Genomic DNA, 26,427 nt, shown 5'->3' with positions numbered 1-26,427 from the left:
CTGTCGGTCACGGCAGTCAGAGCGCCTCGAAGACCTCGCGGGCGTTCTCGACGGCCTTGTGTTTCTTCGCCGGGTACGCCTCGACCTTGGAGCGGAAAGTGATCCCGTCCCCGCGCCGGACCGCGCCGGAGAAGGCCGCCTGCTTGTCCAGCGTCAGGTAGAAGGCGCAGTTGTCGTCCACCCGCTCGTCGAGTTCCTCGACGACGGCGTCGAGGTCGTCGAGTTCGCCCAGGCGGTCGAGGACGTGGCGGATCTCGTCCGCCCGCTCGACGCGCGCCGAGAGGACGACGATGCGGTCGCCGTGGTGACCCTCAGAGACGGCCCGCTCTGTCTCGAAGTCCTCCGGGAGGTACGTCCGCAGCGCGCGCTCGACGCGCTCCTCGTCCTCGGTGGCGTAGCAGAACGCGCGCAGATCGACGTAGTGGAGCGGGACGGACGCCATCGGACCAGTCGCTACTCCTCGGCGGCTTCGAGGTTGTCCTCGGAGATGCCGGCTTCCTGGCCGTCCTCGAAGGAGACCGTGTAGTTCTCGTCGCCGAACATCGTCTCGACGACCTGCGTGATCGTGCCTTCTTCGCCGTCGTACTCGCTGTGCTCGTCGCGGAGGATGACGCGGTCGTCCTCTTCGAATGCCATGGGCGGCGGTACTCGATGCCCGAACAAAAAGGGACTGATCCGTCTTACTCGCCGTCGTTCGCCGCGCGCCCCGCCGTCTCCGGATCGCAGCCGACGACCGGCGGACGACCGACCGTCGACCGACCGCCGATCGGTGCCGCCTCGGACTGTCCACCGACCGTCAACGCCGCAGCGTCAGACGGCCGGCTTGCGTTCGCCGGTCCAGGGGGTGTGAAAGGTCGAAAACTTATGCCGCAGTCCCGCCAACAGGGGGCCATGATCGATCTCACTCGCAGCGCGGCGTCCTCGCACAGACGGACAGCCAGTCGACCGGGTCGAGCGACCAGATGACCGCCGTCGACAACCTCTGGTACCTCGCGAGCGAGGCCCGCCAGGAGGCCGAACAGGTGTACCACCGCCTCGCCGACGAACACGAGGATTACGTCGAGTTCCAGACCACCCGGACGGTCTCGCGCGACCGCTTCCGGACGGTCGCCGAACGGATCGAGGCCCAGGGGCTCCCTTACGGCGCCCACACGCTCGCCTATCGCCCGTCGGGCGAGTTGCTCCTCGTCAAGCAGGAGGCCATCGACACCTGGGTGCTCCCGGGCGGGGAGGTCGAGCCCGACGAGTCCGTCCGCGAGGGCGCACGCCGCGAACTCGGCGAGGAAGCGGGGATCGACGTGACATACGACGGCCTCGGCATCCTCGGTGAGGTGCGGTTCCTGAGCGACGGCCACGAGGCGTGGGGCGTCCTCCCCGTCTTCGAGGGGGAAGCGGACTCGACTGACCTCGAAGTACGTGACCCCGACGACGAGATCACCGAGGCGCGGTGGTTCGAAGAACTACCGGAGAACGCCCGGGACCGGGCCGTCCTGCAAGAGTGGCGCAGCGACCGGTTCGGGGAGTAGTCCGGAGACGGAGGACGGCACCCGGTCCGCTCACTCCGGCCCGAACTGCTCGCCCTCTCGGGCGTCGGCCTGCATCCGGCGGACCGTCGCGCGGGCGTTGCTGGCGTCGTAGCCGAACAGCACCGACTCGGCGTACTCGTCGGCGACCTCCGTCGCGTGGACGAGGTTGTCGATGTCGACGTCGACGGCGTAGAGTTCGACGCTGAACGGCGTCTCCAGCGCGTCGACGAACCCGCGTGCGATGATCTCCAGCCAGTAGGTCGTCGTGTAGGCCATGTCGTAGATGGGGACGACGAACTCGTCGACGTACTCGGCGAGCGCCTCGGGATCGGTGCCCGCGCGGTCGTAGACGTGGCCGGGGTACGGGTCGGGGTAGAGCGTCAGGAGGAGGTCGCCGGGGACGCGCTCGCGGGCCTCGGCGACGAACTCGGTGATGACGTTCGCGCGCCAGGCGCCCCAGTCGTCGAACTCGCTGTCGGCGAAGGCGGCCTCGCAGCGGTCGCAGTGACAGTACTCTTCGCGGGGAAAGCCCACGTCGTCGAGTCGCACGTCCGGGTTCACCTCGGCGGCGTCCTCGATGATCTCCAGCAGGCCCTCCCGGTAGCGCTCGTGCGTGGGGCAGACGTAGGCCCAGTCGAAGTACGGCCGATCACGGGTCGCCGGCTCGCCCTCGTCGCTGACGGGGACGAGGTCGGGGTTGTCGGCGGCCGCCTTGTTGTCGCCGAAACAGGATATCATGTTGACGGCGTTGTCGACCGGCTCGGCCGCGCGGCCGGTCACGTCCTTGACCTCGTAGAACCCGCGGTCGAACTCGGCCCACTCCAGCTCCGGCTCGTTCCGCGTCACGACGCCGTACATACCCGTGCCTACGCGCCCGGCGGTGTAAGTCGTTCGAAAAAGCGGTCGGAAGCCGATACCTCACCCCCTGTCACCGGCGTCGGACCCGGCGACCGACGGGACCCGAGCGGTCGCCGCTGCCGGCGTTACTCGCCGAGAGCCGTCTTGTAGACCACGGCGATTGCGAGCAGGGCGACCAGCAGGAGCACTGATTTCTTGGGCATCGATCGATCGTTCGTGGCAATAGAATAAAGTATTTCTGGTGGGTAGTCGCGGCGACCGGTCTGACCGACGGCTCGCGTTCGAGACGGGGATGGGCACGCAAAAGCGGACACGTTCACGCGACGTCGATCTGCTCGGGGATGCTGTCGCGGACGATGGTGTCGCAGTACGCACAGCGGATGCCGTCGTCGAGCACGTCGAACCGCGACTCGACGGGCTCGTCTTCCGTCGTGATGCAGTGGCGGTTCGGACACGAGAGGACGCCGACGACCTCCGTGGGGCGCTCGACGCGGTGTTTCTCGACGACGTCGAACTCGCGGACGATGTTGATCGTCGCGGCGGGGGCGATGAGCGAGAGCACGTCTACCTCGTCCTGGCTCAGTTCCCGGCCCTCGACCTTGACGATGTCCTTCGAGCCGAGGCGGTCGCTGGGGACGCGCATCCCGACGCTGACGGTCTCGCCGCTGTCGGCGTCGATGCCGAGAATGGCGAGGACGTTCAGCGCCTGTCCCGCCGTGATGTGGTCGACGACGGTGCCGTTGCGGATCTTGGAGACGCGGAGTTCGCGGTCGCTCATCGTTGACCCTCCAGAACGAGGTCCAGCAGTGCCATCCTGACGGGCACGCCGTTGTGGGCCTGCTGGAAGTAGTGGGCGTAGTCGGTGTCGTCGATGTCGTGGGCGATCTCGTCGACGCGCGGGAGCGGGTGCATGACGGTCAGGTCGTCGCGGGCCGCTTCGAGCGTCTCGGCGTCGATCTGGTACTCGCCGGCGACGGCGCGGTACTCGCTCTCGTCGGGGAACCGCTCGGCCTGGATCCGCGTGACGTAGAGCACGTCGAGCTCGGGGAGCACCGGTTCGAGCTCGGTGTGCTCGCGGATCGTCGCGCCCTCCTCGTGCAGGTCGTAGCGGACGCTCCGCGGGAGCTGCAGGCTCTCCGGGCTGATGAAGTGCTGGTCGGCGTCGACGGTCGTCAGCGCGTGCGCCAGCGAGTGGACCGTCCGCCCGTACTTCAGATCGCCCATGATGCCGATGGTGAGGTCGTCGAAGCCGGCCGACTCGCGGATCGTGTACAGATCGAGCAGCGTCTGGGTCGGGTGCTGGCCGGCCCCGTCGCCGGCGTTGATGAGCGGCACGTCGACGAACTCGCTCGCCATCTGGGCCGACCCCTCGCTGGGGTGGCGAAGCACCAGCGCGTCGGCGTAGCCCTCGACCACCCGGACCGTGTCGGCGAGGCTCTCGCCCTTCTTGACGCTGGAAGACTCGACCGTGCCCATGTCCACCACGTCGCCGCCCAGCCGCTTGGCGGCGGCGGTGAAGCTCATCTTCGTCCGCGTGCTCGGCTCGAAGAAGAGCAGCCCGAGCAGGGCGTTCTCGTGGCGGTCGGCGAAGGCCTCCGGGTCCGCGGCCACCTCCGCGGCCCGGTCTAACACCTCCTCGATGTCCGCCCGCGAGAGTTGTTTCGCACTGATAATGTGGTCGTGACGCATCGAATAGAGTCGCGCCCTCGACTGTCTTGAATCTCCCGACACGGGACCGTCCGCGGCCCCTGCGCGACGGACTCGCCTCGGGCGGCCGGCGAAGATTCAAGTGCGAGAACGCGACCACGCCTGCCCATGCTCGCTATCGCCGGTGGCAAGGGAGGCTGTGGGAAGACGACGACCGCGCTCGGCCTCGCGGCCGCGCTCGCTCGCGACGGACGGCGACCGCTCGTCGCCGACGCCGACTGCGACATGCCGAACCTCCACACCATGGCCGAGGTCGCTCGTCACCCTGGGGTCGACGCCGTCGACCGAGGGGACTCCGTCGCCCGCGCGACGCACCGTTCGGACGTCGTCCCCGGCGTCGACGTGCTCCCGGCCGGCAGCGCGTCGGGTCCGATCGGGGAGACGGCACTGCGCCGGCTCACCCGCGCACCCCAGCAGGTGATCCTCGACTGTCCGGCGGGCGCGACCGACGCGACCGCCGCACCGCTGCGCCGCGCCGACGCCGCGCTCGTCGTCTCGACGCCCGACCGCGCGAGCCTGTCCGACGCCGTCAAGACCGCGCGGATGGCGGACGCGCTCGATACCGCCGTCCTCGGCAGCGCGATAACGCGGTCGCCGTCGCAGTCGCCGCTCGCGCCGGACACCGACGCGGCTCGCGCCCTCGAACCGGTCCTCACGACCGTCCCACCGACGGACGGCGCCGTCCTCCGCAGTCGGATCGGACGCACGTCCTACGATCGGCTCGCAACGGCGCTAGCCAGGCGGAATCTTTAATCTGGTGGGTGCAAAAGACCACGCTACGATGGTCAACCGGCTACATACGGGCATCGACGTCCTCGACCGGAAGCTCGGGGGCGGGATCCCGGAGGGAAGCATCGTCGCCCTCAGCGCACAGCCGGCCAGCCAGGCGGAGCTGTTCCTCTACGAACTCACCGCTACCCGCGGCACGCTCTACCTCTCGCTCGACCGCACCGCCCAGTCGGTCACCTCCAGCATCGAGCAGTCGCCGGCGACCACCGGCGACCCGACGGTCCGCCACATCTCCGGCGAGGCCCCGCTCGACAACGCCGGCAAGCTCGTCAGCGCCCTCCCGGAGACCTCCAACCTCATCGTCGACCCGCTCGACGTCCTCGAAGCCCAGGAACCCCCGTCGCGGTTCCGGTCGTTCATGAACGACCTCCAGAACCACATCGTCAACACCGGCAGCCTCGGTATCGTCCACTGCCTCGACGGCCGCTCGGTGCCGCCCCTGCGCGACACGACCGAGCACTTCGCCGACGTCATCTTCCAGCTCGAGACCACCACGACGAACGACGAGGTCGAGAACCGCCTCGCCATCCCCAAGTTCCGTGGCGGCCGCGCCCCCACCGACATCATCAAACTCGACCTCGTCGAACAGGTCTCTATCGACACGAGCCGGGATATTGCCTAGCCATCTTTTTCCCGGCCGGGTTTCCTCGCGCGCCTGCGGCGCGCTGCGGGAACCCGACCGGCAAAAACATGGGTGAAAAAGGCTGAATCCTCGCTTCGCTCGGATTCAGTGAATCGCGCTCGCTCCGCTCGCGCGAATGCCAGTAGTCAGTTCGCACACGGATCGAGCAGACAGTTCGCCACAGCGGACGAAGTAAAATGGCCGAATCAATCACACTGCCAGGGTTTCACCTGCTGTTCTCGCACCGCTCGTACACCGGTTCGAACAGGTCGGGGTTGTACACGTCGTCCGGAAGTCCGTCGAACCACCTCGCGTCGGTTATCTCCTCGCCGTCGAGCCCGAGGTCGTCGCCCAGTTCGGCCGACTCGGCGACTGCTTCGAAGACGACCAGCGTCCAGCCGATCGTCTCCCCCGTCTCCTCGTTCACGAACGAGAACTCGTCCACGCCGCGGGGGGCGATCGGATCGATGTTGACGCCGGTCTCCTCACGGAGTTCCCTGGTGGCGCCCTCGGCGAGCGATTCGTCCGGTTTGAGGGCGCCACCCGGGCAGATCCAGCCGTCCGCCCAGGGCTGTTCGATGAGCAGTACCCGGCCGTCGTCGTCGAACGCGAAGGCCGTGACCACCCAGCCGGCCGTCACCGCCTCGGACTCGGCAGCCTCCGCGAAGTCGTCCGGCGGGAGCGGCGCGCTGCTCTCCGAGACGTAGAGGTCGCCACTCCGCTCGCGCGGGTCCGTCACCTGCATAGGGGAGCGTTGCCGGCGATCCGACAAATACGCTCGCGTTCGGTGACAGGAGGGGCCGCGACGCGGGTAGTTGCCGCGGTCGAGATGCCAACACGCCTAAACGCACCTATCCCGATGGAGGGGGTATGCCCGCGAACCGCTATCAGCCCCTCCTCCAGTTGGTCCACAGCCGGGCCGGCGACGCGTTCCGGGGCGCGATCCGGTACTACGCCGACGACTGGTCTGTCCTCTACCTCCGCGACGACGTCGCGACCGAACGCCTCCGCGACTCGCTGGACACTATCGTCGGCCGGGCCCGGGCGGCCGAATCTATCGTCCCCGACGAGGCGTACGACCGCCTCGGCGAGACCCAGGCGGCCGTCGAGCTCCACGACCGCGCGGTCCTGCTTCACTTCCGCGAAGCGCCGACCGAGGGGATCCTCGTCTCGCTCGACCGCGACGTGGCACAGGCGCTCGGCCAGTTCGTCAACAGCTGTAACGCGGTGCTGGACGAGCGCGGAGGAGCCGACGGCTCGAACGACTGAAAACCGCGGAGAAGGGCGCGACTTACTCCTCGGCGCCTTCGAGTTCTTCGACGATCTCCTCGGCGTCGATGTCCTCGTCTTCGAGGGCTTCCTCGATGTCGCCGCCGCCCATACCGCCCATCATGCCGCCCATGCCGCCCATCATGCCCATGCCGCCGCCGAGCTCTTCCTGGACGATGATGCGGTCGATGTCGAGCAGGTTGGTGAGCTGCTGGGCGATCTGCTGTTTGCCCATCATCCACTGCTGGTTCATCGTCAGCTGAGGCGTCGCCTCGATGTAGAGCGTCTCCTTCTCGACCTCGACGGTCTCGTACTCGGGTTCGCTCTCCTCGTCGTCTTCGTCGTCCTCGTCGGACTCGACGAGCTGCTCTTCCTCGACGGTGTCGGTCTCGAACCAGACCTCGAGATCCATGTCGAGGAAGACGTCGAGCAGCGCGCCGGCGCGCTCCTCGCGGTCGGTGACCTCGTCGAGGACTTCCCACTCGTACTCGATGTCCTCGCCGGCGAGGGGGTGGTTGAAGTCGACGCGGGCGCGGCCGCCGATGATCGTGTTGACGTGGCCGTGCTCGCCGTCGATGTCGACGTGCGCGCCGGGGTAGCGGTCGTCCTCGGGGATGCGGTCGGCGCTGATCGTCCGGACCTGGTCGTCGTCGAACTCGCCGAACGCCTCCTCGGCGGGGACGGTCACGGTGCCCGAGTCGCCGACCTCGCTCCCGATGATGTCCTCTTCGACGGCGCCGAAGACGTGGCCCTCGCCGAGGACGATGGTGCGCGGGGAGAACTCCTGGTCCTCGCCGACGCCCTCTTCCTCCGCGACCTCGGGGTCGGTCGTGTCCACCAGGTCGCCGCCCTCGACGGTGCGCGCGGTGTAATCGAGTTCGATGAAGTCGCCGTTCTGGAGACCGGTCGCTTCCTCGGCCTCGTCGGCGTCGGGCGTCTCGTCGACGTCCGCGGCTGTCTCGTCGGCTGCGTCCTGCTCGGCCTCGTCGGCCTCGGACTCGTTACTCATACAATCAACGACTGGCGTTGCACTCTTAAGAACAACGTTTCGGCCGCGGACGGCCCGAGCGGTTAAGCCGTCGACGGTTCCACCTCCCGTATGGTCGAGTTCGGCTACTTCGCGTCGCTGGAGGAGTTCTCGCCAGCCTCCTGTCTCGAACAGGTCGAGCGCGCCGAGCGCGCGGGCTTCGACAGCGCCTGGGTGAACGACCACTTCCACCCGTGGTTCGACCGGCTCGCCGACGGCTCGCCCGCGAACGGCGGCAACTGCTGGGAGTGGCTGCCCGCCGCGCTCGAACGCACCGACGAGATCCGCGTCGGCACCGGCGTGACCTCCGTGATCAACCGCTACCACCCGGCCAACGTCGCCCACCGCCTCGCGACACTCGCCGAACTCTACCCCGACCGCGTGTTCCTCGGCCTCGGCACCGGCGAAGCGCTCAACGAGAGCCCGCTCGGCTTCGAGTGGCCCGACTACGGCGAGCGCGCCGGGCGCACCGCCGAGGCGATCCGGATCGTCCGCCGGCTGTTCGCCGAGGAGTTCGTCGACCACGACGGCGACTTCTGGACGCTCGACGGCGCGAACCTCTACACCGGCCCCGACGAGGCGCCGCCGATCCACGTCGCGGGCAGCGGCGCGACCGCCGCGCGGATGGCCGGCGACCTCGGCGACGGCTTCGTCACCGTCTACGAGTCGCCGGACTCGGCCGCGAACGAACTGTTCCCGGCCGTCGAGCGCGGCGTCGAGAAGTCCGACCGCAACGGCTCGCTCGCGGACGTGCACAAGACCGTCCACCTGCACGTCTCCTACGCCGACAGCGAGGAGGCGGCGCTTCGCCCCTGTCTCCCCTGGCGGCTGACCCTGCGGCCGGAGGTGTTCGCAGAGGACCTGGCCGATCCGCGGGAACTCCAGGAGCACGGCGAGGACGTGGGCGAGGAGGAACTCCGCGAGGCGTTCGTCGTCACGACCGATCCGCAGGACCTCGTCGACGCGGCCGCCGGCTACGTCGACGCCGGCTTCGACGAGGTGGTCTTCCAGAGTTCGAGCCCGGACCAGGACGCCTTCTGCGACGCGTTCGAGCGCGAAATCGCGCCGTCGTTCGAATGAGTGCGCGTTCAGATATGCGTCTCAGAGCGACCATCGCCCACCGAATCCGGATCCCCTCGGAGATTTCAGCACCTTTCGCGGCCAGTCCCGACAGACTCAGTCTGTCGGCTCGAACCAGTCGACGTCGATGACGTAGTCGCGCCTCTCGCCCGGCGTCGGGTCGTAGTCGACGGTGAATCCGACGCCGTGCCTCCCGGCCGCGGGTTCCGTCCGGTAGACGGCCCGGAAGTCGGTGTCGTATATCTGCGTCGCGGCGGTGCCGTTCTCCAGGGTCACGACCACGTCGCGGACGACGAGCATGTGACCGCCGCTGTACCGTTCGGAGGCCGTGAACCGGCCGAGCGAGCGCGTCCCGTCGCCCGGTGCCAGCGTGACGCTCGGCGCGTCGGCTTCCCAGCAGGACGCGGCGGGCGTCGGAAGCGGCGTCGGCGTCGGGTCGTATCGGTTGTCCATGAGCGGTTCCACGCCGGAACACGACCGGAGGTCGTCGGGGACCTCGGAGAAGTACGCGCTCCCGAACTCGATCGTGACGTTCGCCACGTGGTCGGGTAGCGAGTCGACTCGAACCAGGTACTCGACAGAGACGTTCCCAGCAGCGGTCGGGGTCCCGGATCTGCCGTCACTTGTCGTCGACTCCGCCGGAGTCGATCGATGGGACGTTTCGGACCCGGGGGTGGGCGTCGGCGTATCGACGCCGCTCCCCGCCCCGTCGCCCGTCTCGGCCGTCGGCGTGACCCCGCCCGCTGGCGTCTCCGTCCCACTCGCCGGCGTCGACGGACCCGGTCCCCCGATGCAACCCGCGACGACGAGACAGAGGAGAATCCCGAACAGCGCCTGTCGTGCCATGTAGTGCCGTTGCTCGGACCCCCGATAAGTACCTTCTGTTCAGCGAACAGATGCGGGCGTCGACGGACTACGAGGTGTCGACCGCCGACCGGAACTCGGGGACGCCACCGACGCCCAGATCGACTTCGAAGAGCGCGCCGGCGCCGTCGCCTTCCTCGTCGCGCGTGCCAGCGGGACCCTCACCGGGGCCGAGCGCCGTCGTGACGTACGCCGTCTCGCAATCGGGGCCGCCGAAGGTGACGGCCGACACCTTCTTCGCCGGGAACTCGACTCGCCGTTCCTCCGTCCCGTTGGGCGCGTAGCGGGCGATCCGGCCGCCGTCCCAGAACGCGGACCAGACGTGTCCCTCGGCGTCGACGGTCATCCCGTCGGGGAAGCCCTCGACGTCGCGCGCGTCGACGACCGTCTCGCGGTCGGAGAGGTCGCCCGTCGCCGGGTCGTAGCGGTACCGGTAGATCGCCTCGGCCTCGGTCTCGGTGAAGTACAGGCCCTCGCCGTCGGGCGTGAATCCCATCCCGTTGGGGATCTGCACGTCGGTCTCCAGCGTCGTCAGCGACCCGTCGGTGTCGAGCCGGTAGAGCCGACCGCCCTCGTCCTCGGTCGGCATCGTCCCGCAGTAGACCCGGCCCTCGGGGTCGGCGATGACGTCGTTGAAGCGCGACTCGCGCACCTCGGTGATCTCGTCGACGACCGGATCGCCGAGCCCCGAATCGGGGCTCCACGGGCGGATCGTCCCGCGGTCGCAGAACAGCAGGAGGTCGCCGGACTCCTGGATCGTGTAGCCGCCGACCTTGCCGTCGTAGTCGAGGACGCGCTCGTACTCGCCGACCCCGGACTCTCCCGCGGCGGACCCGCCCTCGTACCGGAACAAGTCGCCCGCTGGGATGTCCAGCCAGTAGAGGGCCTCCTCGTCCGGGTGGTAGATCGGCCCCTCGCCCGTGTGGCAGTGGGTGTCGGCGATTCGTCGGATCTCGTCTTCGCTGTTTTCGTCTGTCATCGTTCAGGTACCTCCCTCGGCTGATTCGAGCAGTCCGCGCATGTATCCGATGGCGAACAGTCGTCCCTTGGTGTGGTAGCCGGGGTTCGAGTTGTCCTCGCCGGCCATCGTCGGGACGTGGTCGGGACGCATCGGCCCGTCGAAGCCGACGTCGACGAACGCGTCCATCGCCGCCTGCATGTCCGTCGGCCCGTCGTCGTGCCAGGTCTCGACGAAGCGGTCGGCGTCGCCCTCGACGTCGCGGAAGTGCGCGAAGTTGATCTTCTCGCCGAAGTGCCGGATCGTCTCGGGCACGTCGACGCCCATCGCGGTGAAGTTGCCCTGGCAGAACGTCACGCCGTTGTACTCGCTGTCGTAGACGTCGAGGATGCGGTCGTAGTTCTCGACGCTGTTGGCGATGCGAGGGATCCCCCGGACGTCGTCGCGCGGCGGGTCGTCCGGGTGTAGCCCGAGTCTGACGCCGGCTTCCTCGGCCACGGGGACGACCTCGGTCAGGAAGTACTCGATGGCCTCCCAGAGCTGGTCGCGGGTCACGTCTTCGGCCGCGGGTTCGGGGCCGCCTCGCATCTTCGCGTCGTCGTAGCCCGTCGTGACGGAGCCGCCGCGTGACTCGACGTGTGCTTCCGTCCGGGCCCACCGGACGCCGGCCATCCAGTCGTAACAGACCACGGGGATCCCCAGGTCGCCGCAGTCACGGAGGAACTGCTTGAACTCGGCGATGTCCTTGTCGCGACCGTCCCGCCCGAGGCGGATGCGATCGGTCAGCGGGACGCTCCCTTCGAGGACGGAGAAGTGCAGGCCGGCGTCTTCGAGCCAGTTTTTCGTCCCCAGCAAGTCGTCGTACGACCACCGGGTCTTGCCGTCACCGACTTCCAGCGGGTGGATGACGGCGTCGGTCACGCCCAACTGCTTCGCGAGTTGCCAGCGTTCGTCCGGCCGGCGAGGGAGCACCAGCGATAACTCGACCATGGTCGACAGTTGCACGCGTCACCGTAATCGTCGTTCCGATCGCGGAAGGTGGCGGCGAAGGAGAGAGCGCCGGTTACTCGTTCGTCTTGCCGGACTCGCAGATGTTTCCGGTCACCCACACCTCGTTGTCCTCGGTGATCTCGATCCCGATCCCGATCCGGTTGATCTCGGGGTAGTCGAGCACGTCGCGGTAGACGTAGTTCGAGGTCCACTTCTCGAAGATGTCGCGGGCGACCGCGGTCTCGTTCTCGTGGTACACCGTCTCGCCGCCGTCCTCGTAGTTCCGCCCGGCGTAGGTCTTGTGCAGCACTTCGAACTGGTAGGCGTCGTTGTTCGGGTGGACGATGTACTGCGCGTCCTGCTTCTTGAACTTACAGCGCTCGGCGAGGTCGAAGGCCTGGTAGCGCTCGCCGGTCGAGAGGTTGTTCGACTCGTGGACCAGTTTGCCCATCTCGGACATGGCCACGCTGTGGTTCGTCGCCATCCGGTCGATCTGGGTCACCAGGCTCCCGTTCGCGTTCGTGAACGGCTGGAGGCCCTTGCGGTCGCGCCAGTCGTTCAGCATCCGGCGGAGTTCGATCTCGATCTTCTCCTCGCTGAACCGCCGGGTCAGCATCGGCGTCCGCGTCGGGACGTCCGTCGGCGTCGGCGCGACGGTCGGCGTCCCCGTCGGCGTCGGGACGGACGTGGGCGTCAGCGTCGGGAACGCCGTCTCGGTGGGGGTCCCGGTACCGGCCGTGCCCGTTCCGGCCGCACCGGTCGTCGGTGCCTGCGTCGGTGTGGCCGCCGATCCGCCCCCGCCGTCGTCCGCTCCGTCGGATCCGCCGTCGTCGGTACCACCTCCGCCGCCACCGCCGCCGAGCAGCATGGCTCCCGCGATGCCCCCGATCAGAACCACGCCGACGGCGACGGCGACGACGACTACGACCTTCCGGTCAACCATGTTGTCTCGGAACCGGACTCGGGACTTAAAACTTGGCAAAACCTCAGATCTCAGCGACAGGTCGAGACCGGAACGGTAAGGTGGCCGATGCGCACACGTCTCGCACGAGCGCCTCCGCCATGCACGACCAGTATCCCGCGGTGACGCTCCACAACGTCGCCGAACTGGCCGGCCCCGAGTGGACCGACGAGGGCACCGAACTCCGCCGGGTCCCCGCCGCGGTCGCCGACGAACTCAACGTCGCGGCGCGCGACCGCGTCCGCCATCCCGCCGGGAGCGAGATCCGGTTCGTCCCCGACCGGGGCGAGACCGTCCGCGTGACCCTCTCCGCGGGCGGCGAGACGGCGGTCCGCGAGTTCTGGGGGTCGTTTCAGGACGCGGACGTTCACGAACTCGGCCCGGACCCGGTGACGCTGGAACTCTCGATGCCGGACGCGTTGGCCGACCTCGACTCGGAGGCCGCCCCCGACGCCGCCGACGGGTTCGACCCGCGCGTGTGCCGCTTGCGATTCGAACCCTGGGCGCCCGTCGCCCTCCACGGCGTTCGCGGCGACTGCCGGCCGCCCGAACCGGGGGCAGTCCCCGCGACCCGCTACCTGGCCTACGGCACCTCGATCACCGAGGGGGCGGCGGCCTCGGCGACCCACCTGACCTACGTCTCGCGCGTGGCGCGCGACCTCGGCCTGGACCCGGTGAACCTCGGGATGTCCGGGTCCGCGTACTGCGAACCCGCCGCCGCCCGCTACATCGCCGCCCGCGACGACTGGGACGTCGCGACGCTCGCGCTCTCGGTCAACATGGCCAACCGCGGGTTCACGGTCGAGCAGTTCCGCGAGCGCGCCGCGGCGCTCCTCTCGACGGTGGCCGAGGCACATCCCGACAGCCCGGTCGCCTGTGTCACGCTCTTTCCGTACCACGCGGACCTGCGGACGGGAGGCGACCGCGAGCGCGCGCGGGCCTACCGCGAGGCACTGGAGAGCGTCGTCGCGGACTGTCCGGCCGAGAACGTCGCGCTCGTAGATGGGAGCGAACTGACGGCCGCGACGGGGCTGTCGACGGACCTCTTGCACCCGGGCGACGCCGGGATGGAAGCCATCGCCGACGGTATCGGCTCCCGACTGCGGTCGCTCCTGACGGACTGACGCCCTCGGCGGGAACGTCGGGCTTTTGCCGCAGACGCGCGTTCGCCCGCCCATGTACGAGGTCGAAGTCAAGGTCCGCGCGGACCACGCCGCCGTCGAGACCGCACTGGACGAGGCGGGCGCGACGCGCGTCGACGCGGTCGTCCAGGAGGACACCTACTACGACGCTCCCCACCGGGACTTCGCCGAGACCGACGAGGCGCTGCGGATCCGGCGCGAGTGGAAGCCCGGGGAAGCCGACGACGGCGACGCCGTCTCCGACGGTCAATCGGGATCGCCGACCGAGACGCGGATCACCTACAAGGGACCCCTCCTGGAGGCCGAGTCGAAGTCCCGGGAGGAACACGAGACCGCCGTCGCGGACGCCGACGCCGCGGTGGGCGTCTTCGACGGCCTCGGGTTCGAGCCGGCGGCCACCGTTCGGAAGGAGCGGGCGCACTACCGCCTGGACGGCTACACGGTGACGCTGGACAGCGTCGACGGCCTCGGCGAGTTCGTCGAGGTCGAGACCGAGACGGACGACGACGGCATCGAAGCGGCGCGCGACGGCGCGCTGGCCGTCCTCGACTCGCTCGGGCTCGACCCCGACGCCCAGATCCGGACCTCGTACCTCGGGCTGTTGCTCGAATCGGATGCACAGCAGTAATCGAAACCGCCGTTCTGGTTTCCGCAAGTTATACGAGTAGGGGTGTCCAACGCCGAGGTAATGACGAACAGGAACGTCAACGTCCAACCGGCGGCGGGACGCGCCGTCGAGGACCAGGAAGTGGAGATCGTCGAGCGGAAGGGGCTGGGGCATCCGGACTCGATCTGCGACGGCATCGCCGAGAGCGTCTCGCAGGCGCTCGCACAGACCTACCTCGACCGGGTGGGAACGGTGCTGCACTACAACACCGACGAGACGCAGCTCGTGGCCGGTGACGCCGCGCCGGCCTACGGCGGCGGCGAGGTGCAGGAACCCATCTACCTGCTCATCGTCGGTCGGGCGACCAAGGAGTACGAGGGGACGAAGATCCCCGCCGAGACCATCGCGCTGGAGGCCGCGCGCGAGTACCTGGAGGAGAACTTCCCGCACCTCGACGTGGGGACGGACGTGGTCGTCGACGTGCGACTCGGCGAGGGGAGCGGCGACCTCCAGACCGTCTTCGGCGAGGAGGGCTCCGTCCCGATGGCCAACGACACGAGCTACGGCGTCGGCCACGCGCCGCTGACGGAGACCGAGCAGATCGTCCTGAACGTCGAGCGCCGGCTCAACGGCGAGTACAGCGACGAGAACCCGGTCGTCGGGCAGGACATCAAGGTCATGGGCAAGCGCGAGGGCGACCAGATCGACGTGACCGTCGCCGCCGCCGCCGTCGACGAGTACGTCGCCAACCTCGACGAGTACCGCGACGCGGTCGCCGACGTCCGCGAGTACGCCGAGGGCGTCGCCCGCGAGTACACCGACCGCGAGGTGACCGTCCACGTCAACACCGCCGACGACTACGACGACGGCGCCATCTACCTCACCACGACCGGCACGTCCGCCGAACAGGGCGACGACGGCTCGGTCGGCCGCGGCAACCGCGCGAACGGGCTCATCACCCCGAACCGGCCGATGAGCATGGAGGCCACGAGCGGCAAGAACCCCGTCAACCACATCGGGAAGATCTACAACCTCCTCTCGACGGAGATCGCCCAGTCCGTCGTCGCCGACGTCGACGGCATCCGCCAGCTCCAGATCCGCCTGCTGAGCCAGATCGGCAGCCCCATCGACGAGCCCCACGTCGCCGACGCGACCGTCGTCACCGAGGACGGCGTCTCGGTGTCGGACATCGAGGACGAGGTCGAGGCCGCCATCGACGCGGAACTCGCCGACGTCACCGACATCACTCGCCGCGTCATCGACGGCGAGCTCTCCACGTTCTGATCAGTCTGCCGCCCGTTCTCTCTCAGTGGCTCGGCTGGACGCAGCGACCGCGTTCGCTGACGAAGCCTGTTTATACGCCCCGTCGGCAACTGGTAGCCATGCAGCCGCCCGGCGCCGACGTCGTCGTGGTCCGCCACGGTGAGATAGGGACCAAGAGCAACCACGTGGGGACGAAGATGGAGCGCCAGCTCCGCGAGAACCTCGCGTCGATGCTGGCCGACCGGGGCGTCGACGGCGAGGTCGAACAGCGCCGCCTGCGCCTGCTCGTCCACACCGACGACCCCGAGGGCGCGACCGCCGCCGCCGCGGACACCTTCGGCGTCGTCTCGGCCAGCCCGGCCAGCCGCGTCGAACCGACTCTCGACGCCATCGCCGAGGGACTGCGCGAGGCCGCTCGCGAGCACTACGACGGCGGGACTTTCGCCGTCTCCGCGCGGCGCGCCGGCGAGGAGTCGGCCCACCCGTTCGCCAGTACGGACATCGAGCGCGAGGGCGGGAGCGCGGTGTGGGAGGCCGCCGAAGCGGCCGGGATCGAACCGGAGGTCGACCTCGACGACCCCGACACGGAGTTCTTCGTCGACTGCCGCGCCGAGGAGGCGTTCCTCTTTCTGGAGAAGCGCTCTGGCCCCGGGGGCCTCCCGCTGGGGACGCAGGACCCGATGATCGCCCTGATGAGCGGCGGCATCGACTCGCCGGTCGCCGCGTGGGAAGTCATGAAACGCGGCGTGCCGGTGATCCCGCTGTACGTCGCGCTCGGCGACTACGGCGGCGTCGACAACCGGGCTCGGGCGGTCTCGACGACGGAGACGCTGGCGGGCTACGCGCCGGACCGCGACGTGCGCCTCCGGATCGCGCCGGGGGGCGACGCGGTCGCGGACATCGCAGACGCCGTCGAAGTCGGGCGGATGCTCGTCCTCCGGCGGTTCATGTTCATGGTCGCGGAGGCCGTCGCCGAGGCGCGCGGCGCCGTCGGCATCGTGACGGGCGAGTCGATCGGCCAGAAGTCCAGCCAGACGAGCGCGAACCTCGCGGTGACGAGCGCGGCCGTCGACCTGCCGGTCCACCGCCCGCTGGTGACCGTCGACAAGACCGACATCACCCACCGGGCCGACGACATCGGCACCTTCCACGAGTCGACGATCCCGGCGGGCTGTGACCGCCTGGCGCCGGAGTACCCCGAGACCCGCGCCCGTCTGGCCGACATCGAGGAGCGGGAGCCAGACGACCTCCGCGAGCGAGCGCGGGCGGTCGCCGCGGCCGTCGAACCGGTCGCCGAGTCCGCGGCGGTCGACCCCGAGGAAGGCGAAACCGCTTAGGGGCGGCCCGTTCACGTACCCTCCATGACGCGGGTGTGTCTGGTCGGCTCCGACGACGTGAACCTGCGCTACGAGTTGCTCTCCCGCGAGACGGCCCGCGACGCGCTGGCGACCTACGACCTGCGCGAACCGTTCGAGAACGCGGTCGGCCTCGAGACCGTCAGCCTCGGCGCCGCGGTCGCGCTCCTCAACGACCTCAACTGGTATCTCGTCCGCTTCGTCGACGAGGCGATGGTCCTCGAACCGAGCGTCAGCGACGAGGAGTGGCTCTCCCGGGACCTCGCGGCCGCCATCCGCGACGACGAGGTCGGCCCCGACGAGGCCGCTCGCTTCCTCAAGATCTACGGTCTCGAACCCGCCGTCGAGCCGGACGAATCCGGCACGGATGAGCGACCGGACAACTCGCCCGCGCCCGACCGACCGGGCGACGCCGCGTCGGGAGACGGAGCGAACGACGACGCCGCCGCGGCGGACTCGGACGCCGATCCGCCGGACGGTCCCGGCCCGCGACGCGGCCGGACGGACGAACCGAAGCGACTCGTCGAACCGATGTTCGTGACGCGGACCGGGGACGACCTGCCCGAGTACGACCTGCGCGACGTCGAGGAGACGGTCGTCGAACGGGTCACCGAGTCCGAGTTCGGCGCCTGAGACGGTCCGGATATCGAAACCGGCGTCCGCGGCCGTCAGGTGCCGCCAGCAGTTTTATGCGACTTTGTGACACACGTCTCTAGCGTGTCATCTCCCCGAACGGTCGCGGGCGCGGCGCTGCTGCTCGTCCTCGCGGGGGCGGCCCCGGGACTGGCGGGTGGCACGTCCGCCAGTCCACGCGTCGGCGGGGACGCCGCGTCCGTCGGGTTCGGAGCGGCGTCGGCGGTGGGTTCCGTCGGCCCGGTAGGCGACGCGAACGGGAGCGCGCCGGCGGTCGTCCAGACCGTCACGTATCACCCGACGCCCGACGAGACGGGGAGGATCAGTGCGACGCATCGCTACCGCGTCAGGGGCAACGTGTCGGCGCTCGTCGTCTACGGCTACGAGAGTTCGAACGTGACCGACGCCGCGGGCTTCGCCCGGCGAGCGAACGGCCGGTGGCTCTGGAACGGGACGACGAGCCGCCCGAACCTGACCGTCAGCGTCAGCGTCAACCGGTCGAGTCGACACTTCAGCGGGTTGCGGTGGGTCGACGCGGGCAACTGGTCGCTCGCCAACCCGCGGACCGAGTTCGCCTACCGCGACCGCAACCGGAGCCGATGGGTCTACTCCTGGGAGGAGACGCCGCTGATCGACCAGCGGGCCCGCGTCGCCCCCGACCACGCCGGGTTCGCGGGGTCGTCCGTCGTCTACCTCGGCCCGTACGAGACCTACAGCGCGAACGCGACGAATCAGACGCTCCGGCTCGTCCGACCGGAGACCGCCGCACTCGCCGACGACCCCGATCGGATTCTCGACGTGCTCGGCGAGGCGTCGCGGCAGCTCCGCGTGGGGGAACGCGACGACGTGGTAAACGCGTTCGCCGGCCCCGCTCCCCTTCGCTACGGGGGGACCACCACGGCCGGGGTGGGCGGTCGACAGGACTTCTGGGCGTCGGCGCGGGCGGACGCGGGAACGCCGCCCAGCATCTGGATCCACGAGTACGTCCACACCCGCCAGTCGTTCGTCCTCGGCTCCGAGATGACGTGGTTCCGCGAGGCGAGCGCGAGTTACTACGCCGCCGTCTGCTCGCTCCGGACGTCCGCCGGTCGGCCGGCGGCGTTCGACCGCTTCGTCGAGCGACTCCGGCGCGACGACGGCGCGAACGCGACGCTGGCCGACCGTTCGTCGTGGTCGTCGACGTACGTGCCCTACGCGAAAGGAGCGCGCGTGCTCGCCGCACTCGATGGCCGGATCCGCAACGCGAGCGACGGATCACGGGCGCTCCAGGACGTCTTCCGCCGGCTCAACCGCCGGGACGGACTGGTGACCTACGACGTGTTCGCGGGCGTCGTCGCCAACGTCAGCGGCGAGTCACAGCGCGCCTGGCTAGACGACCACGTCCGCAACGGTCGGCAGGCGACGCCGCCGGAGTCCCCGTACGTGTACACGGTCCCCGGCGGCGAACACGACGCCGACGACGACGGACTGACCGCCGCGGCCGAACGCGACAACGGGACCCACCCCTTCGCCGCCGACACCGACGGCGACGGCGTCGACGACGGGCCCGAACTACGCATCGGGAGCGACCCGACCGACCCGTACTCGGCGCCTCCCGTCGCGAACGCGACGGCCGGCGAATCAGTGGCTGTTCACGCGTCGGTGGGATCGTAGCGGGGATCGACGGGCCCCGCGCGGACCCTGCGAGGAGCGGAACGGCGCTTTCAAGGCGTCGTCGCTCGGTTGTTCGAGTATGACCACCGTCGCCGTGTTCGTCCGGCCGCCGGAGCCCGGGACCGTTCTGGAAAGCTGCGTCGATACCGGAGCGGTGACCGCCGCCGAGGCGGCAGACCTCTACGCCGCGATGGTCCGCGACGTCTGCGCCGCCGTCGAGGCCAGCGGCGGCGAGCTGCTCGTCAACTACCGACCGGTCAACGCCGACGACCCGACCGGTCCCGTGGAAGACGATGAGTCGCTGGCGGCCGTCCGCGACGTCGTCGACGAGGCGCTCTCTGACCCGGGGAGCGCCCGCTACGAGGTGCAGGTCGGCACCTCGTTCTCCGCTCGCGCCGGCAACACGGTCACGCACCTCCTCGAACGCGAGGAGGTCAAAAGCGCCGCCGTGGTGCGTCCGACGGCCGCGCTGCTCGAACGCCGCCACGTCGACAGCGCGGCGATGAAGCTCCGTCAGTCGGAGGTCGTCCTCGCCCCCGCGACGGACGGCGGCGTCGCCTACGCGGGGTTCACCGACCCCATCGACTTCGAGGACGCGTTCGCCCCGCCGGAGGTCGAAACCGTGACCGACCGGGCCTGCGACGGCGGACTGGACGTGGACTTCATCGAGATGGTCCCCGTCGCCGAGTCGCCCAGCGGGTTCGCAACGCTGCTATCGCACATCCGAGCCCGGCAACGCGCCGGGCTCCGGATCCCGCCCCGCACGAGCGCCGTCCTCGACGACCTCGGGTTGCGCGCGGAAGCGGTGGACGACAGCCTCGCCGTCGGCCGAGACTGAACGATCGACAGGTCTTAGAATGGACGAGCGGAATAGACAGACGCGGTGGGATAGCGAAGTGGCCTAACGCGCCTGCCTTGAGAGCAGGTGTCTTCACGGACTCGATTCCCCGTGTAAATCAGCGATCTTGGACCTTCTACTGCCATCTTGGTTTACCCATAGGGATAAAACAGGCGGTTCGGTAAGACAATACAATCACCAACTCAATTGAAAAAATCTGGGGTTGGTTGCATCGGCTGAGTAAGTTCTATAACGACCACATTTACTACTCGCTGGAGCGCGCCCGCGAGGTCCTGGGCTATGACCCGCAGGACAACTCCACCGATTGGAACGCCGACTATCAGGTCTCTGGAGGGCGCTAAGGCCGTCTAAGGAATTGGGATCTCGGTCGATTTTTGCGTCCCGGATTTGTAGTCATATACGGCATGTCGGTAGGTAGTTGCCATCCTGCGGTTCGCCTGTAGTATGGTGGTAAGGGGTTCTAGTTCTTTCCCCTGCCCAAGTCTCTAATCAGTCCCTGGCGAGCCTCAGCTCAAAATGGGAATTCTTCTATCTGGAATGGATTCCCTTTGAACAGACTGTTGTTAAAAGGCCCGAGCATGGTTTCAGATAAGCTATTCAAGAGCCGGGAAATTAGTTACCTTTAACTACTATTATTCATCTTCTCAATTTTTGCTCGTAACTTAGAGATCTTATCTTGATATTCTTCTTGTTCAGTAGTAATTGTATCATCAATGTGCCCCAGTTCAATCCCCCATGTGGCTTTCCAGCCCTTCGAATAAGTTTCCGAATAATCTCTTGTCACCGGATATATTACTTGTACGTCTTGATGCTGGCGCCTGAATAACAGGCAACTTACGGTTTGTAGTTTACTTCCTGTTGGTGCCAGAACTACCCGATACTTATCACCATATTCATCATGAATATTATTCAATAAGTTCGCCGTCTCTTCATAGTCAAAGGTACTAGTCTCTCGCCAGTCAACACTAATGTGTGATTCTACACCCTCGTTAAGGTCATGAATGCTCTCTCTCCGCCATTCATCCGCATCAAGCCGAGGAATTCCTTCGATTGAAACCATGAGAGTGGGGGATAGCTCACTCGCTTAGGGCCATCAGTTCCTGATGGTTGAATGTCGGAAAAGCTACCACAATCATCGGCTGGTCACCCCCTACCGCTGAAGATAAACCTCTACTAGTTACAATATCGGTACGTGTTTAGCCCCAATGAATTTCGCCACTGTCTCGTAGCAGGCGACCAACCGGGGGTATATGAACCCTCAGCAAGGGCTAATTGAACTTCTCCAGGGATGGTCTCCGCTCGGAGACCATCCCGGTGACCCTGCTGAGGGACCGCTGAGGTGGTCATAGTGGATCGAGATGACCTCAGCAAAGACGAACTTCTCTCGCGGTTTCTCCAGATGGAAGAACGAATCAACGATCTTGAGGAGAAGCTTCAGGAGAAAGACGAACGGATCGAAGAACTCGAAACACGGCTTCGCAAATACGAGAATCCACATACACCACCGAGTAAGCGACGGTCGGGGACTGACGAGTCCCCGACCTCGCAAGATGACGAAGACGACGATGTCAGAACTGACGGCGGCACTCCCGGACGAAAAGACGGTCACGAGCCAGAGTGGCGCTCTACCGCTGATCTGGACGAAGAAGTTGAGGTCACCCGTGACTGCTGTCCAGAGTGTGGCCAACACTTCGACGAGTCGGTGGGCGTCAGCCCCCGACTCGTCGAGAAGATACCAGATCCACAACCACCAGAACTCACGCAGTACAACCGCCACTGCTACCGATGCGACTCCTGTGGAACCGAGACAGTCGCTACACACCCCGACTGCCCCGATGAGGGGCAGTTCGGGGTGAACGTTATCGCCCAATCAGCACTATCGCGGTACGATTACCGCCTTCCCTATCGGAAGATTGCAGACCGTTTCGAGCAGCTACACGGACTGGAGTTGTCAGGTGCGACTGCGTGGCACGCGACCGAGCGCGCTGCGCGCGCCGGTCGCTGTGAATACGAACAGATCCGTCGCCAGATCCAGCAAGCCGACGTTGTCCACATCGATGAAACAGGCATCAAGCGAGATGGTGAGCAAGCATGGATCTGGACGTTCACCACCGAGAACCACACGCTCTACGCGGTTAGAGAGAGTCGTGGAAGCGATGTTCCCGCGGAAGTCCTCGGCGAGGACTTCGCGGGAACGGTCATTTGTGATGGGTGGACAGCCTATCCAGCCTTCAGCGACAATCTCCAGCGGTGTTGGGCTCATATTTTGCGAGAGGCTGAAGATGCCGCTGAGAAGCAACCGGAAGGCGAACCGATCTACGACTCTCTCAAACAGTTGTACGTCGCTCTCCAGACCCGGCTGGAGAGCGACTTGACCATTCGTGAGCGAGCAGAGCTCCAGCGTGTGGCGCGGAGAGAGCTTGAATCACTGATTGAACGGTCAGTTCCCGACGGACCAGTGGCAACACTACTCGGAAAGATCGAAGGTGGCCTCGACCACTGGCTCACCTTCGTCGGTGAGCCAGCGGTCTCTCCGACGAACAATGCCGCCGAAAACGCGCTTCGTGAGCCGGTGGTTCTCCGGAAACTGATCGGAACGCTCCGCAATGACCGCGGGATGTTCGTTCATGAGACGGTGCTGTCCCTGCTGGCGACATGGCGCCAGCAGGGACGCAATCCATACGACGAGCTCAAGCGAGTCTCCCGGAACAACGAGATGATTTCACGAGATCAGGCTGTGCCGGCCGTTGAGTCCTCGGGGTAAACACGTACCAATATCGTAGATCCCATCGGTAAGGAAGGCTGGTGTCCTATCTGAATCTTCTCTTGATTGAAGAGTTGTGGTGTATTCCTCTTTTGTAGGAGTATATTCTTCTGCTTCAGCATAAAATATCGTCACGGAATAGTCCTTATCTGCTAGGACATTCAATGCAATCATAATCAGCAATTTTGACATTCCAGAAATGTCGAGAAGAACGTGGTCCTCAGAGACTGAATCCAAGAAATTCTCAAAGATGGGTTCAAACGAATCTGGGTCATATCGATCGAAAACGAGACTATAGGTTGAATCGTCAGACAGACCGAGCGAGGCCATCCCACTATCCAATGCCTCTACATCGTTCCGATTATTGAAGGGTTGATAACGGATCCCAGCACCGCTGCGAATCAGTTCTTTGTCCCTGCGAGTGGTAAATTCTTCAAATACTGCTCTGGCCCTGTCCTCGAAACCTGCAACAGCAACTATCGATGTCGGGGAATCAATTTCAACATTATCAAACTTAGTTATCTCTGGCAAATCCATATCGAACTCACTTACTCCGAACTCTCGTCTGTATCATTGTAATATTTGGAGAGACTTTCACTTTCCGGTCGTTCGAAGTCTGATTCATTGTAGCCTTCTGGGTTGATCAACATATAAACGAACTCGGCAGGTTCCATTGAGACATTATCTCGCTGGCTTGGGGTGAGATTGAACTTTGGAAGCAATAATCTCCGCAAATATAGCCGAGGAACCGCTCCACCTCGGATACTTTTCCCACGTGTATCAAGTAACAAAATTCCATACTGGAGCAGGTCATCGTAGATCGACTGTGCCTCTTCTGCTATCTCCTCTTTGTCGGGCCGGCGTGAAGTGTCTCTACGTAGAACGGTGAGGACTTCATTAAGATGTTGACCCGATTCAAACGAAAACGAGTCTCGAATCTCAATTCGGAACGCTTGGTGAGGAGGATTACCAGTCTGATTTTTACTGTTTTTCTCCATTAGGAGTTTATTTGAATTCCTACCGAAAACTTCAGCAAACTCCCTCAATCGTTCACCAGTCTCCGGTATAGACTCGATCTTATTTAAGAAGCTTCCCCCATATCGCTTTATAACTTCATTTTGTTTTTCTGGAGGAATTGGCAAGTCGATGGCTCCTTCTTCCCAGTCCTCATACCGGCCAGCTTCTTCAAACATCCCCCTTACAAGTCGAAGCATCTCGGAGATGTCACCCGAGAATAAGTCCCTCAAAGTTTCGAATCCAGCATAGTTAACATCAGAATCACTCCGTATCTTTCGGGCGAGGTCGTTATATGATTCGTAGGGTCTCTCTCCGAGAATATCCGTAATATCAGAATATTTGGAATGAATTCCCTTGGTAGTTTCTAACCGTGTGTTCAGAACCTCCATCAAGAATTTGTTTCGTTTCTCTCTGTCGCTGATGAAGTGATTTGCAAGGTCAACAACCTCAAATTCCCTTGATTCCTCAAGCAGCTTACCAGAACGGTCATAGGGATGGAATGATGCAATACTTTCTGTAGAGATTTTAAAGTAGACCTGTTCCCACCGTTCCATCGTCAAATCATTTAACGTACTCTGCATTCCTTCTGTGATCTTCGGAAGAGAGTAGTCATCTACCAAGAGAAAAACAGGAGTGTTTTCCAACCAATCAATGGAATCTACAAAGTTCCTGCAAGTCTTAGGAAGACTGTCGATTCCCATTAAATTAGCCTGATTGCTGAAACCAGCGTTACCACGCCTTAGAGTGTCATCAACTTTCCTCTTCTCCTTTTCTAGAACAGAGGTAATGTGGTCAAGCATGTCAGTACCAGTAGGAGGACTAGAGTAGGTCTGTAGATTCCTAGATATTTTGTCTTCAAGCAGGTCTACTGCTTCTTCAGAGACATTATTCCCAAATTCATCCCGGAGTAGTTTTATCCGGTTTATAAACTTCTTGAGCAGGGAAAGTGAAAAATAGTGGATTAATAAATCCTGATTGAATGAGTTCGGATTTTTGTCATCCATATAATGGAATGCAAAATATAGATCTCGACAGTGATAGAAAATACCTATATAGTCAATATCACTAGCAGACGTGATCTGCTCAGTCTTCAACTTTGTCTCTATACTCATATTCCTCAAAATAGTCGTCTTCCCACATCCCCTTGGACCAGTCAGGATCGTGTTTGTTCGGCTATGTAATTGGTCATAACCGGGGAAATCTCTGGAGTAGAGCCGCTCTATAAGTTTATATGAATCTCCCATTTGTTCACAGCTCAAATATTCGAATGGACTTTCCAACTCGGCCAGAGGTTCGTCATCCATTCGTTCCTTTGCCCTTGATTTGCAGTCTCTAAGTAGAGACTGTAGTTCTCGTGGGGAACGAACATACTCCCCCTTTGTGGGGTCTTCCTCAACGATATATTTCCTAACGAATTCATCGATGAGATAATCATATCGGTGTTTGTCAAGAGAATCTAATTTCGTTCTATCAATGGCTGATAGCAAATTCAGAATAATATCTCCTACGCTCTTGCGAAGTAGATTGTTGATAGCGAGAGCTGCGGCTGGAAGTCGAAGAGGGCAAGGGCACCGCGCCAGCGGTGCCCGATATGTTCCCAATACGCCGGTTCGTGTCTGAATCGGCTGCCGCGAACCTGCTCCAACAGGTTCGCTGGCGTGATGGCGTCGAGTGCCCCCGCTGCCGTTCTGACCTGACGGTCAGAAACGGCAGCTATCGGGAGTACCAGCGGTATCTGTGTAAGAATTGCGGTCGGACGTTCAACGACAAGACCGGCACGATCTTCGCTCACTCGAAGCTCTCGCTGAAAGAGTGGTACTTCACGATCTACGTCTTCTTACGGTTCAACACGAGCATTCGCCAGATCGAGGCAGAGCTCGATCTTTCGTACAGAACGGTGAGACGGCGCGTCGAGCGCTTCGCCAGATCGCTCGACGCGCCTTCGATGACGCTGTCCGGGCCGGTCGAAATCGACGAAGTGTACGTGTCTGCGGGGCTGAAAGGCCGCGAGCGCGACCAGGAGTCGCGCTCGCGTGGCCTGTCCACGCGTGGGCGAGGCTCGTACGACGGCGACAAACCGCCGGTGTTCACGCTGGTCGATCGCGGCTCGGACGAGCGGTACGTCGTGCCAGCGAAATCCGCCGAAGAATCGACCGTGCGACTCCTGCTCGGCAACCGCACACAGGAGTCGCTGACCGTCTACACCGACGGATTTCGGGCGTACGACCCGCTAGAGGACGATGACGCATTCACCCGCGAATACGTCGTCCACGGCGACGGTGAATACGCTGATGGCGACGTACACGTCAACGGTTGCGAGAGCCACGCGTCGCTGACGCGACGGTGGCTCTCGCCCCACCGAGGCGTCTCGAAAGACAAGCTAACGCCGTATCTCAGAGCATTCCAGCTCCGGTGCGAACTCTACAGAAAACCAGGTGACGAAGCGCTCAAACATGCGCTCGACGCTGCCCTCTGAAAATCAA

28 protein-coding genes and 1 pseudogene are annotated in these 26,427 nt (G+C 64.8%); 15 read left to right on the top strand and 14 right to left on the bottom strand.

Annotated features, from left to right (window positions below; all coding sequences use genetic code 11):
* Positions 1–16: 16 nt before the first annotated feature.
* Together PSC72_RS22615 and PSC72_RS22610 are read right to left on the bottom strand one after the other, a co-directional pair.
* A complete protein-coding gene (locus PSC72_RS22615; protein WP_274323682.1) occupies positions 17–442 on the bottom strand; it encodes an RNA-binding protein in 426 nt (141 codons plus the stop codon).
* An 11-nt stretch (positions 443–453) separates the two neighbouring features.
* Positions 454–636, bottom strand: coding sequence for a DUF1918 domain-containing protein (locus PSC72_RS22610; RefSeq protein ID WP_274323681.1), 183 nt, complete (start codon positions 634–636; stop codon positions 454–456).
* 326 nt (positions 637–962) lie between these two features.
* Between PSC72_RS22610 and PSC72_RS22605 the strand changes: the two genes are divergently transcribed.
* Positions 963–1,526: an NUDIX hydrolase gene (locus PSC72_RS22605; protein ID WP_274323680.1), complete on the top strand. Its 564-nt coding sequence runs from the start codon at positions 963–965 to the stop codon at positions 1,524–1,526.
* Between the two features lie 30 nt (positions 1,527–1,556).
* Here PSC72_RS22605 and PSC72_RS22600 read toward each other — a convergent pair whose 3' ends face one another.
* The 3 genes from PSC72_RS22600 to pyrB form a co-directional block, all read right to left on the bottom strand.
* Positions 1,557–2,384 (bottom strand): alpha-amylase family protein, encoded by an 828-nt coding sequence (locus tag PSC72_RS22600; protein WP_274323679.1) that lies wholly within the window; start codon positions 2,382–2,384, stop codon positions 1,557–1,559.
* A 316-nt stretch (positions 2,385–2,700) separates the two neighbouring features.
* The gene (gene pyrI, locus PSC72_RS22595) at positions 2,701–3,162 is read right to left on the bottom strand and encodes an aspartate carbamoyltransferase regulatory subunit (RefSeq protein ID WP_274323678.1); all 462 of its coding nucleotides are present in this window, start codon (positions 3,160–3,162) and stop codon (positions 2,701–2,703) included.
* On the bottom strand, positions 3,159–4,073 hold the full coding sequence (gene pyrB, locus PSC72_RS22590) for an aspartate carbamoyltransferase (protein WP_274323677.1): 915 nt from the start codon (positions 4,071–4,073) through the stop codon (positions 3,159–3,161). The genes pyrI and pyrB overlap by 4 nt, the downstream gene beginning before the upstream one ends.
* Before the next feature lie 126 nt (positions 4,074–4,199).
* Between pyrB and PSC72_RS22585 the strand changes: the two genes are divergently transcribed.
* Positions 4,200–4,844 (top strand): MinD/ParA family ATP-binding protein, encoded by a 645-nt coding sequence (locus PSC72_RS22585; RefSeq protein ID WP_274323676.1) that lies wholly within the window; start codon positions 4,200–4,202, stop codon positions 4,842–4,844.
* 28 nt (positions 4,845–4,872) lie between these two features.
* Positions 4,873–5,502, top strand: coding sequence for an RAD55 family ATPase (locus PSC72_RS22580; protein WP_274323675.1), 630 nt, complete (start codon positions 4,873–4,875; stop codon positions 5,500–5,502).
* 226 nt (positions 5,503–5,728) lie between these two features.
* Here PSC72_RS22580 and PSC72_RS22575 read toward each other — a convergent pair whose 3' ends face one another.
* Positions 5,729–6,247 (bottom strand): NUDIX hydrolase, encoded by a 519-nt coding sequence (locus PSC72_RS22575; RefSeq protein ID WP_274323674.1) that lies wholly within the window; start codon positions 6,245–6,247, stop codon positions 5,729–5,731.
* Positions 6,248–6,372: 125 nt separating this feature from the next.
* Here PSC72_RS22575 and PSC72_RS22570 point away from each other — a divergent pair, with 125 nt between their 5' ends.
* Positions 6,373–6,771 (top strand): hypothetical protein, encoded by a 399-nt coding sequence (locus PSC72_RS22570; RefSeq protein ID WP_274323673.1) that lies wholly within the window; start codon positions 6,373–6,375, stop codon positions 6,769–6,771.
* A gap of 22 nt (positions 6,772–6,793) precedes the next feature.
* On the opposite strand, the gene PSC72_RS22565 is transcribed toward PSC72_RS22570, so the two are convergent.
* Positions 6,794–7,780 (bottom strand): FKBP-type peptidyl-prolyl cis-trans isomerase, encoded by a 987-nt coding sequence (locus PSC72_RS22565; protein WP_274323672.1) that lies wholly within the window; start codon positions 7,778–7,780, stop codon positions 6,794–6,796.
* 90 nt (positions 7,781–7,870) lie between these two features.
* Between PSC72_RS22565 and PSC72_RS22560 the strand changes: the two genes are divergently transcribed.
* Positions 7,871–8,878: a TIGR03557 family F420-dependent LLM class oxidoreductase gene (locus PSC72_RS22560; protein ID WP_274323671.1), complete on the top strand. Its 1,008-nt coding sequence runs from the start codon at positions 7,871–7,873 to the stop codon at positions 8,876–8,878.
* Positions 8,879–8,974: 96 nt separating this feature from the next.
* On the opposite strand, the gene PSC72_RS22555 is transcribed toward PSC72_RS22560, so the two are convergent.
* The 4 genes from PSC72_RS22555 to PSC72_RS22540 all read right to left on the bottom strand — a co-directional run bounded on the left by PSC72_RS22555 (position 8,975) and on the right by PSC72_RS22540 (position 12,633).
* Positions 8,975–9,724 (bottom strand): hypothetical protein, encoded by a 750-nt coding sequence (locus PSC72_RS22555; protein ID WP_274323670.1) that lies wholly within the window; start codon positions 9,722–9,724, stop codon positions 8,975–8,977.
* Between the two features lie 67 nt (positions 9,725–9,791).
* Positions 9,792–10,721 carry an SMP-30/gluconolactonase/LRE family protein gene (locus tag PSC72_RS22550; RefSeq protein WP_274323669.1) on the bottom strand — a complete coding sequence of 310 codons (930 nt, stop codon included), beginning with the start codon at positions 10,719–10,721 and terminating at the stop codon, positions 9,792–9,794.
* Positions 10,722–10,724: 3 nt separating this feature from the next.
* The gene (locus PSC72_RS22545; protein WP_274323668.1) at positions 10,725–11,690 is read right to left on the bottom strand and encodes a mannonate dehydratase; all 966 of its coding nucleotides are present in this window, start codon (positions 11,688–11,690) and stop codon (positions 10,725–10,727) included.
* Between the two features lie 73 nt (positions 11,691–11,763).
* Positions 11,764–12,633: a spore germination YkwD domain-containing protein gene (locus PSC72_RS22540; protein ID WP_274323667.1), complete on the bottom strand. Its 870-nt coding sequence runs from the start codon at positions 12,631–12,633 to the stop codon at positions 11,764–11,766.
* Between the two features lie 119 nt (positions 12,634–12,752).
* On the opposite strand from PSC72_RS22540, the gene PSC72_RS22535 reads away from it, so the two are divergent.
* The 8 genes and pseudogenes from PSC72_RS22535 to PSC72_RS25665 form a co-directional block, all read left to right on the top strand.
* Positions 12,753–13,775 carry a GDSL-type esterase/lipase family protein gene (locus PSC72_RS22535; RefSeq protein WP_274323666.1) on the top strand — a complete coding sequence of 341 codons (1,023 nt, stop codon included), beginning with the start codon at positions 12,753–12,755 and terminating at the stop codon, positions 13,773–13,775.
* A gap of 52 nt (positions 13,776–13,827) precedes the next feature.
* Positions 13,828–14,421, top strand: coding sequence for a class IV adenylate cyclase (cyaB, locus tag PSC72_RS22530; RefSeq protein WP_274323665.1), 594 nt, complete (start codon positions 13,828–13,830; stop codon positions 14,419–14,421).
* Positions 14,422–14,481: 60 nt separating this feature from the next.
* A complete protein-coding gene (locus tag PSC72_RS22525) occupies positions 14,482–15,684 on the top strand; it encodes a methionine adenosyltransferase (RefSeq protein ID WP_274323664.1) in 1,203 nt (400 codons plus the stop codon).
* Positions 15,685–15,782: 98 nt separating this feature from the next.
* Positions 15,783–17,000, top strand: a complete 1,218-nt coding sequence (locus PSC72_RS22520; RefSeq protein WP_274323663.1) for a tRNA sulfurtransferase — start codon at positions 15,783–15,785, stop codon at positions 16,998–17,000.
* A 24-nt stretch (positions 17,001–17,024) separates the two neighbouring features.
* The gene (locus PSC72_RS22515) at positions 17,025–17,651 is read left to right on the top strand and encodes a DUF5804 family protein (RefSeq protein ID WP_274323662.1); all 627 of its coding nucleotides are present in this window, start codon (positions 17,025–17,027) and stop codon (positions 17,649–17,651) included.
* Between the two features lie 84 nt (positions 17,652–17,735).
* Positions 17,736–19,304, top strand: coding sequence for a M61 metallopeptidase family protein (locus PSC72_RS22510; RefSeq protein ID WP_274323661.1), 1,569 nt, complete (start codon positions 17,736–17,738; stop codon positions 19,302–19,304).
* Positions 19,305–19,383: 79 nt separating this feature from the next.
* Complete coding sequence (locus tag PSC72_RS22505) at positions 19,384–20,142, top strand: DUF2064 domain-containing protein (RefSeq protein WP_274323660.1); 759 nt, start codon at positions 19,384–19,386, stop codon at positions 20,140–20,142.
* A gap of 251 nt (positions 20,143–20,393) precedes the next feature.
* Positions 20,394–20,504: pseudogene (locus PSC72_RS25665) on the top strand (NAD(P)-dependent oxidoreductase); the annotation flags it as partial.
* Between the two features lie 281 nt (positions 20,505–20,785).
* Here the strand turns inward: PSC72_RS25665 and PSC72_RS22500 are convergent.
* Positions 20,786–21,223 carry a hypothetical protein gene (locus tag PSC72_RS22500; RefSeq protein WP_274323659.1) on the bottom strand — a complete coding sequence of 146 codons (438 nt, stop codon included), beginning with the start codon at positions 21,221–21,223 and terminating at the stop codon, positions 20,786–20,788.
* Positions 21,224–21,562: 339 nt separating this feature from the next.
* On the opposite strand from PSC72_RS22500, the gene tnpC reads away from it, so the two are divergent.
* Positions 21,563–22,927 (top strand): IS66 family transposase, encoded by a 1,365-nt coding sequence (tnpC, locus tag PSC72_RS22495; RefSeq protein WP_382261839.1) that lies wholly within the window; start codon positions 21,563–21,565, stop codon positions 22,925–22,927.
* On the opposite strand, the gene PSC72_RS22490 is transcribed toward tnpC, so the two are convergent.
* Both PSC72_RS22490 and PSC72_RS22485 read right to left on the bottom strand, forming a co-directional pair.
* Positions 22,886–23,464 carry a hypothetical protein gene (locus PSC72_RS22490; RefSeq protein ID WP_274323657.1) on the bottom strand — a complete coding sequence of 193 codons (579 nt, stop codon included), beginning with the start codon at positions 23,462–23,464 and terminating at the stop codon, positions 22,886–22,888. The two genes, tnpC and PSC72_RS22490, sit on opposite strands and share 42 nt — an antisense overlap.
* A gap of 11 nt (positions 23,465–23,475) precedes the next feature.
* Positions 23,476–25,431, bottom strand: coding sequence for an ORC-CDC6 family AAA ATPase (locus PSC72_RS22485; RefSeq protein ID WP_274323656.1), 1,956 nt, complete (start codon positions 25,429–25,431; stop codon positions 23,476–23,478).
* A gap of 104 nt (positions 25,432–25,535) precedes the next feature.
* Between PSC72_RS22485 and PSC72_RS22480 the strand changes: the two genes are divergently transcribed.
* On the top strand, positions 25,536–26,420 hold the full coding sequence (locus tag PSC72_RS22480; RefSeq protein ID WP_274322818.1) for an IS1595 family transposase: 885 nt from the start codon (positions 25,536–25,538) through the stop codon (positions 26,418–26,420).
* The last annotated feature ends 7 nt before the right edge of the window (positions 26,421–26,427 follow it).

The sequence above is a fragment of the Halosimplex aquaticum genome, from assembly GCF_028747785.1.
GTDB lineage: Archaea > Halobacteriota > Halobacteria > Halobacteriales > Haloarculaceae > Halosimplex > Halosimplex aquaticum.
Note: the sequence above shows the minus strand (reverse complement) of the source record. Positions and strands in the feature narration are given on the sequence as shown.

Coding starts and splice junctions, on each gene's coding strand:
- PSC72_RS22615 (WP_274323682.1), bottom strand. CDS start 442: ATGGCGTCCGTCCCGCTCCACTACGTCGATCTGCGCGCGTTCTGCTAC.
- PSC72_RS22610 (WP_274323681.1), bottom strand. CDS start 636: ATGGCATTCGAAGAGGACGACCGCGTCATCCTCCGCGACGAGCACAGC.
- PSC72_RS22605 (WP_274323680.1), top strand. CDS start 963: ATGACCGCCGTCGACAACCTCTGGTACCTCGCGAGCGAGGCCCGCCAG.
- PSC72_RS22600 (WP_274323679.1), bottom strand. CDS start 2,384: ATGTACGGCGTCGTGACGCGGAACGAGCCGGAGCTGGAGTGGGCCGAG.
- pyrI (WP_274323678.1), bottom strand. CDS start 3,162: ATGAGCGACCGCGAACTCCGCGTCTCCAAGATCCGCAACGGCACCGTC.
- pyrB (WP_274323677.1), bottom strand. CDS start 4,073: ATGCGTCACGACCACATTATCAGTGCGAAACAACTCTCGCGGGCGGAC.
- PSC72_RS22585 (WP_274323676.1), top strand. CDS start 4,200: ATGCTCGCTATCGCCGGTGGCAAGGGAGGCTGTGGGAAGACGACGACC.
- PSC72_RS22580 (WP_274323675.1), top strand. CDS start 4,873: ATGGTCAACCGGCTACATACGGGCATCGACGTCCTCGACCGGAAGCTC.
- PSC72_RS22575 (WP_274323674.1), bottom strand. CDS start 6,247: ATGCAGGTGACGGACCCGCGCGAGCGGAGTGGCGACCTCTACGTCTCG.
- PSC72_RS22570 (WP_274323673.1), top strand. CDS start 6,373: ATGCCCGCGAACCGCTATCAGCCCCTCCTCCAGTTGGTCCACAGCCGG.
- PSC72_RS22565 (WP_274323672.1), bottom strand. CDS start 7,780: ATGAGTAACGAGTCCGAGGCCGACGAGGCCGAGCAGGACGCAGCCGAC.
- PSC72_RS22560 (WP_274323671.1), top strand. CDS start 7,871: ATGGTCGAGTTCGGCTACTTCGCGTCGCTGGAGGAGTTCTCGCCAGCC.
- PSC72_RS22555 (WP_274323670.1), bottom strand. CDS start 9,724: ATGGCACGACAGGCGCTGTTCGGGATTCTCCTCTGTCTCGTCGTCGCG.
- PSC72_RS22550 (WP_274323669.1), bottom strand. CDS start 10,721: ATGACAGACGAAAACAGCGAAGACGAGATCCGACGAATCGCCGACACC.
- PSC72_RS22545 (WP_274323668.1), bottom strand. CDS start 11,690: ATGGTCGAGTTATCGCTGGTGCTCCCTCGCCGGCCGGACGAACGCTGG.
- PSC72_RS22540 (WP_274323667.1), bottom strand. CDS start 12,633: ATGGTTGACCGGAAGGTCGTAGTCGTCGTCGCCGTCGCCGTCGGCGTG.
- PSC72_RS22535 (WP_274323666.1), top strand. CDS start 12,753: ATGCACGACCAGTATCCCGCGGTGACGCTCCACAACGTCGCCGAACTG.
- cyaB (WP_274323665.1), top strand. CDS start 13,828: ATGTACGAGGTCGAAGTCAAGGTCCGCGCGGACCACGCCGCCGTCGAG.
- PSC72_RS22525 (WP_274323664.1), top strand. CDS start 14,482: ATGACGAACAGGAACGTCAACGTCCAACCGGCGGCGGGACGCGCCGTC.
- PSC72_RS22520 (WP_274323663.1), top strand. CDS start 15,783: ATGCAGCCGCCCGGCGCCGACGTCGTCGTGGTCCGCCACGGTGAGATA.
- PSC72_RS22515 (WP_274323662.1), top strand. CDS start 17,025: ATGACGCGGGTGTGTCTGGTCGGCTCCGACGACGTGAACCTGCGCTAC.
- PSC72_RS22505 (WP_274323660.1), top strand. CDS start 19,384: ATGACCACCGTCGCCGTGTTCGTCCGGCCGCCGGAGCCCGGGACCGTT.
- PSC72_RS22500 (WP_274323659.1), bottom strand. CDS start 21,223: ATGGTTTCAATCGAAGGAATTCCTCGGCTTGATGCGGATGAATGGCGG.
- tnpC (WP_382261839.1), top strand. CDS start 21,563: ATGGAAGAACGAATCAACGATCTTGAGGAGAAGCTTCAGGAGAAAGAC.
- PSC72_RS22490 (WP_274323657.1), bottom strand. CDS start 23,464: ATGGATTTGCCAGAGATAACTAAGTTTGATAATGTTGAAATTGATTCC.
- PSC72_RS22480 (WP_274322818.1), top strand. CDS start 25,536: ATGTTCCCAATACGCCGGTTCGTGTCTGAATCGGCTGCCGCGAACCTG.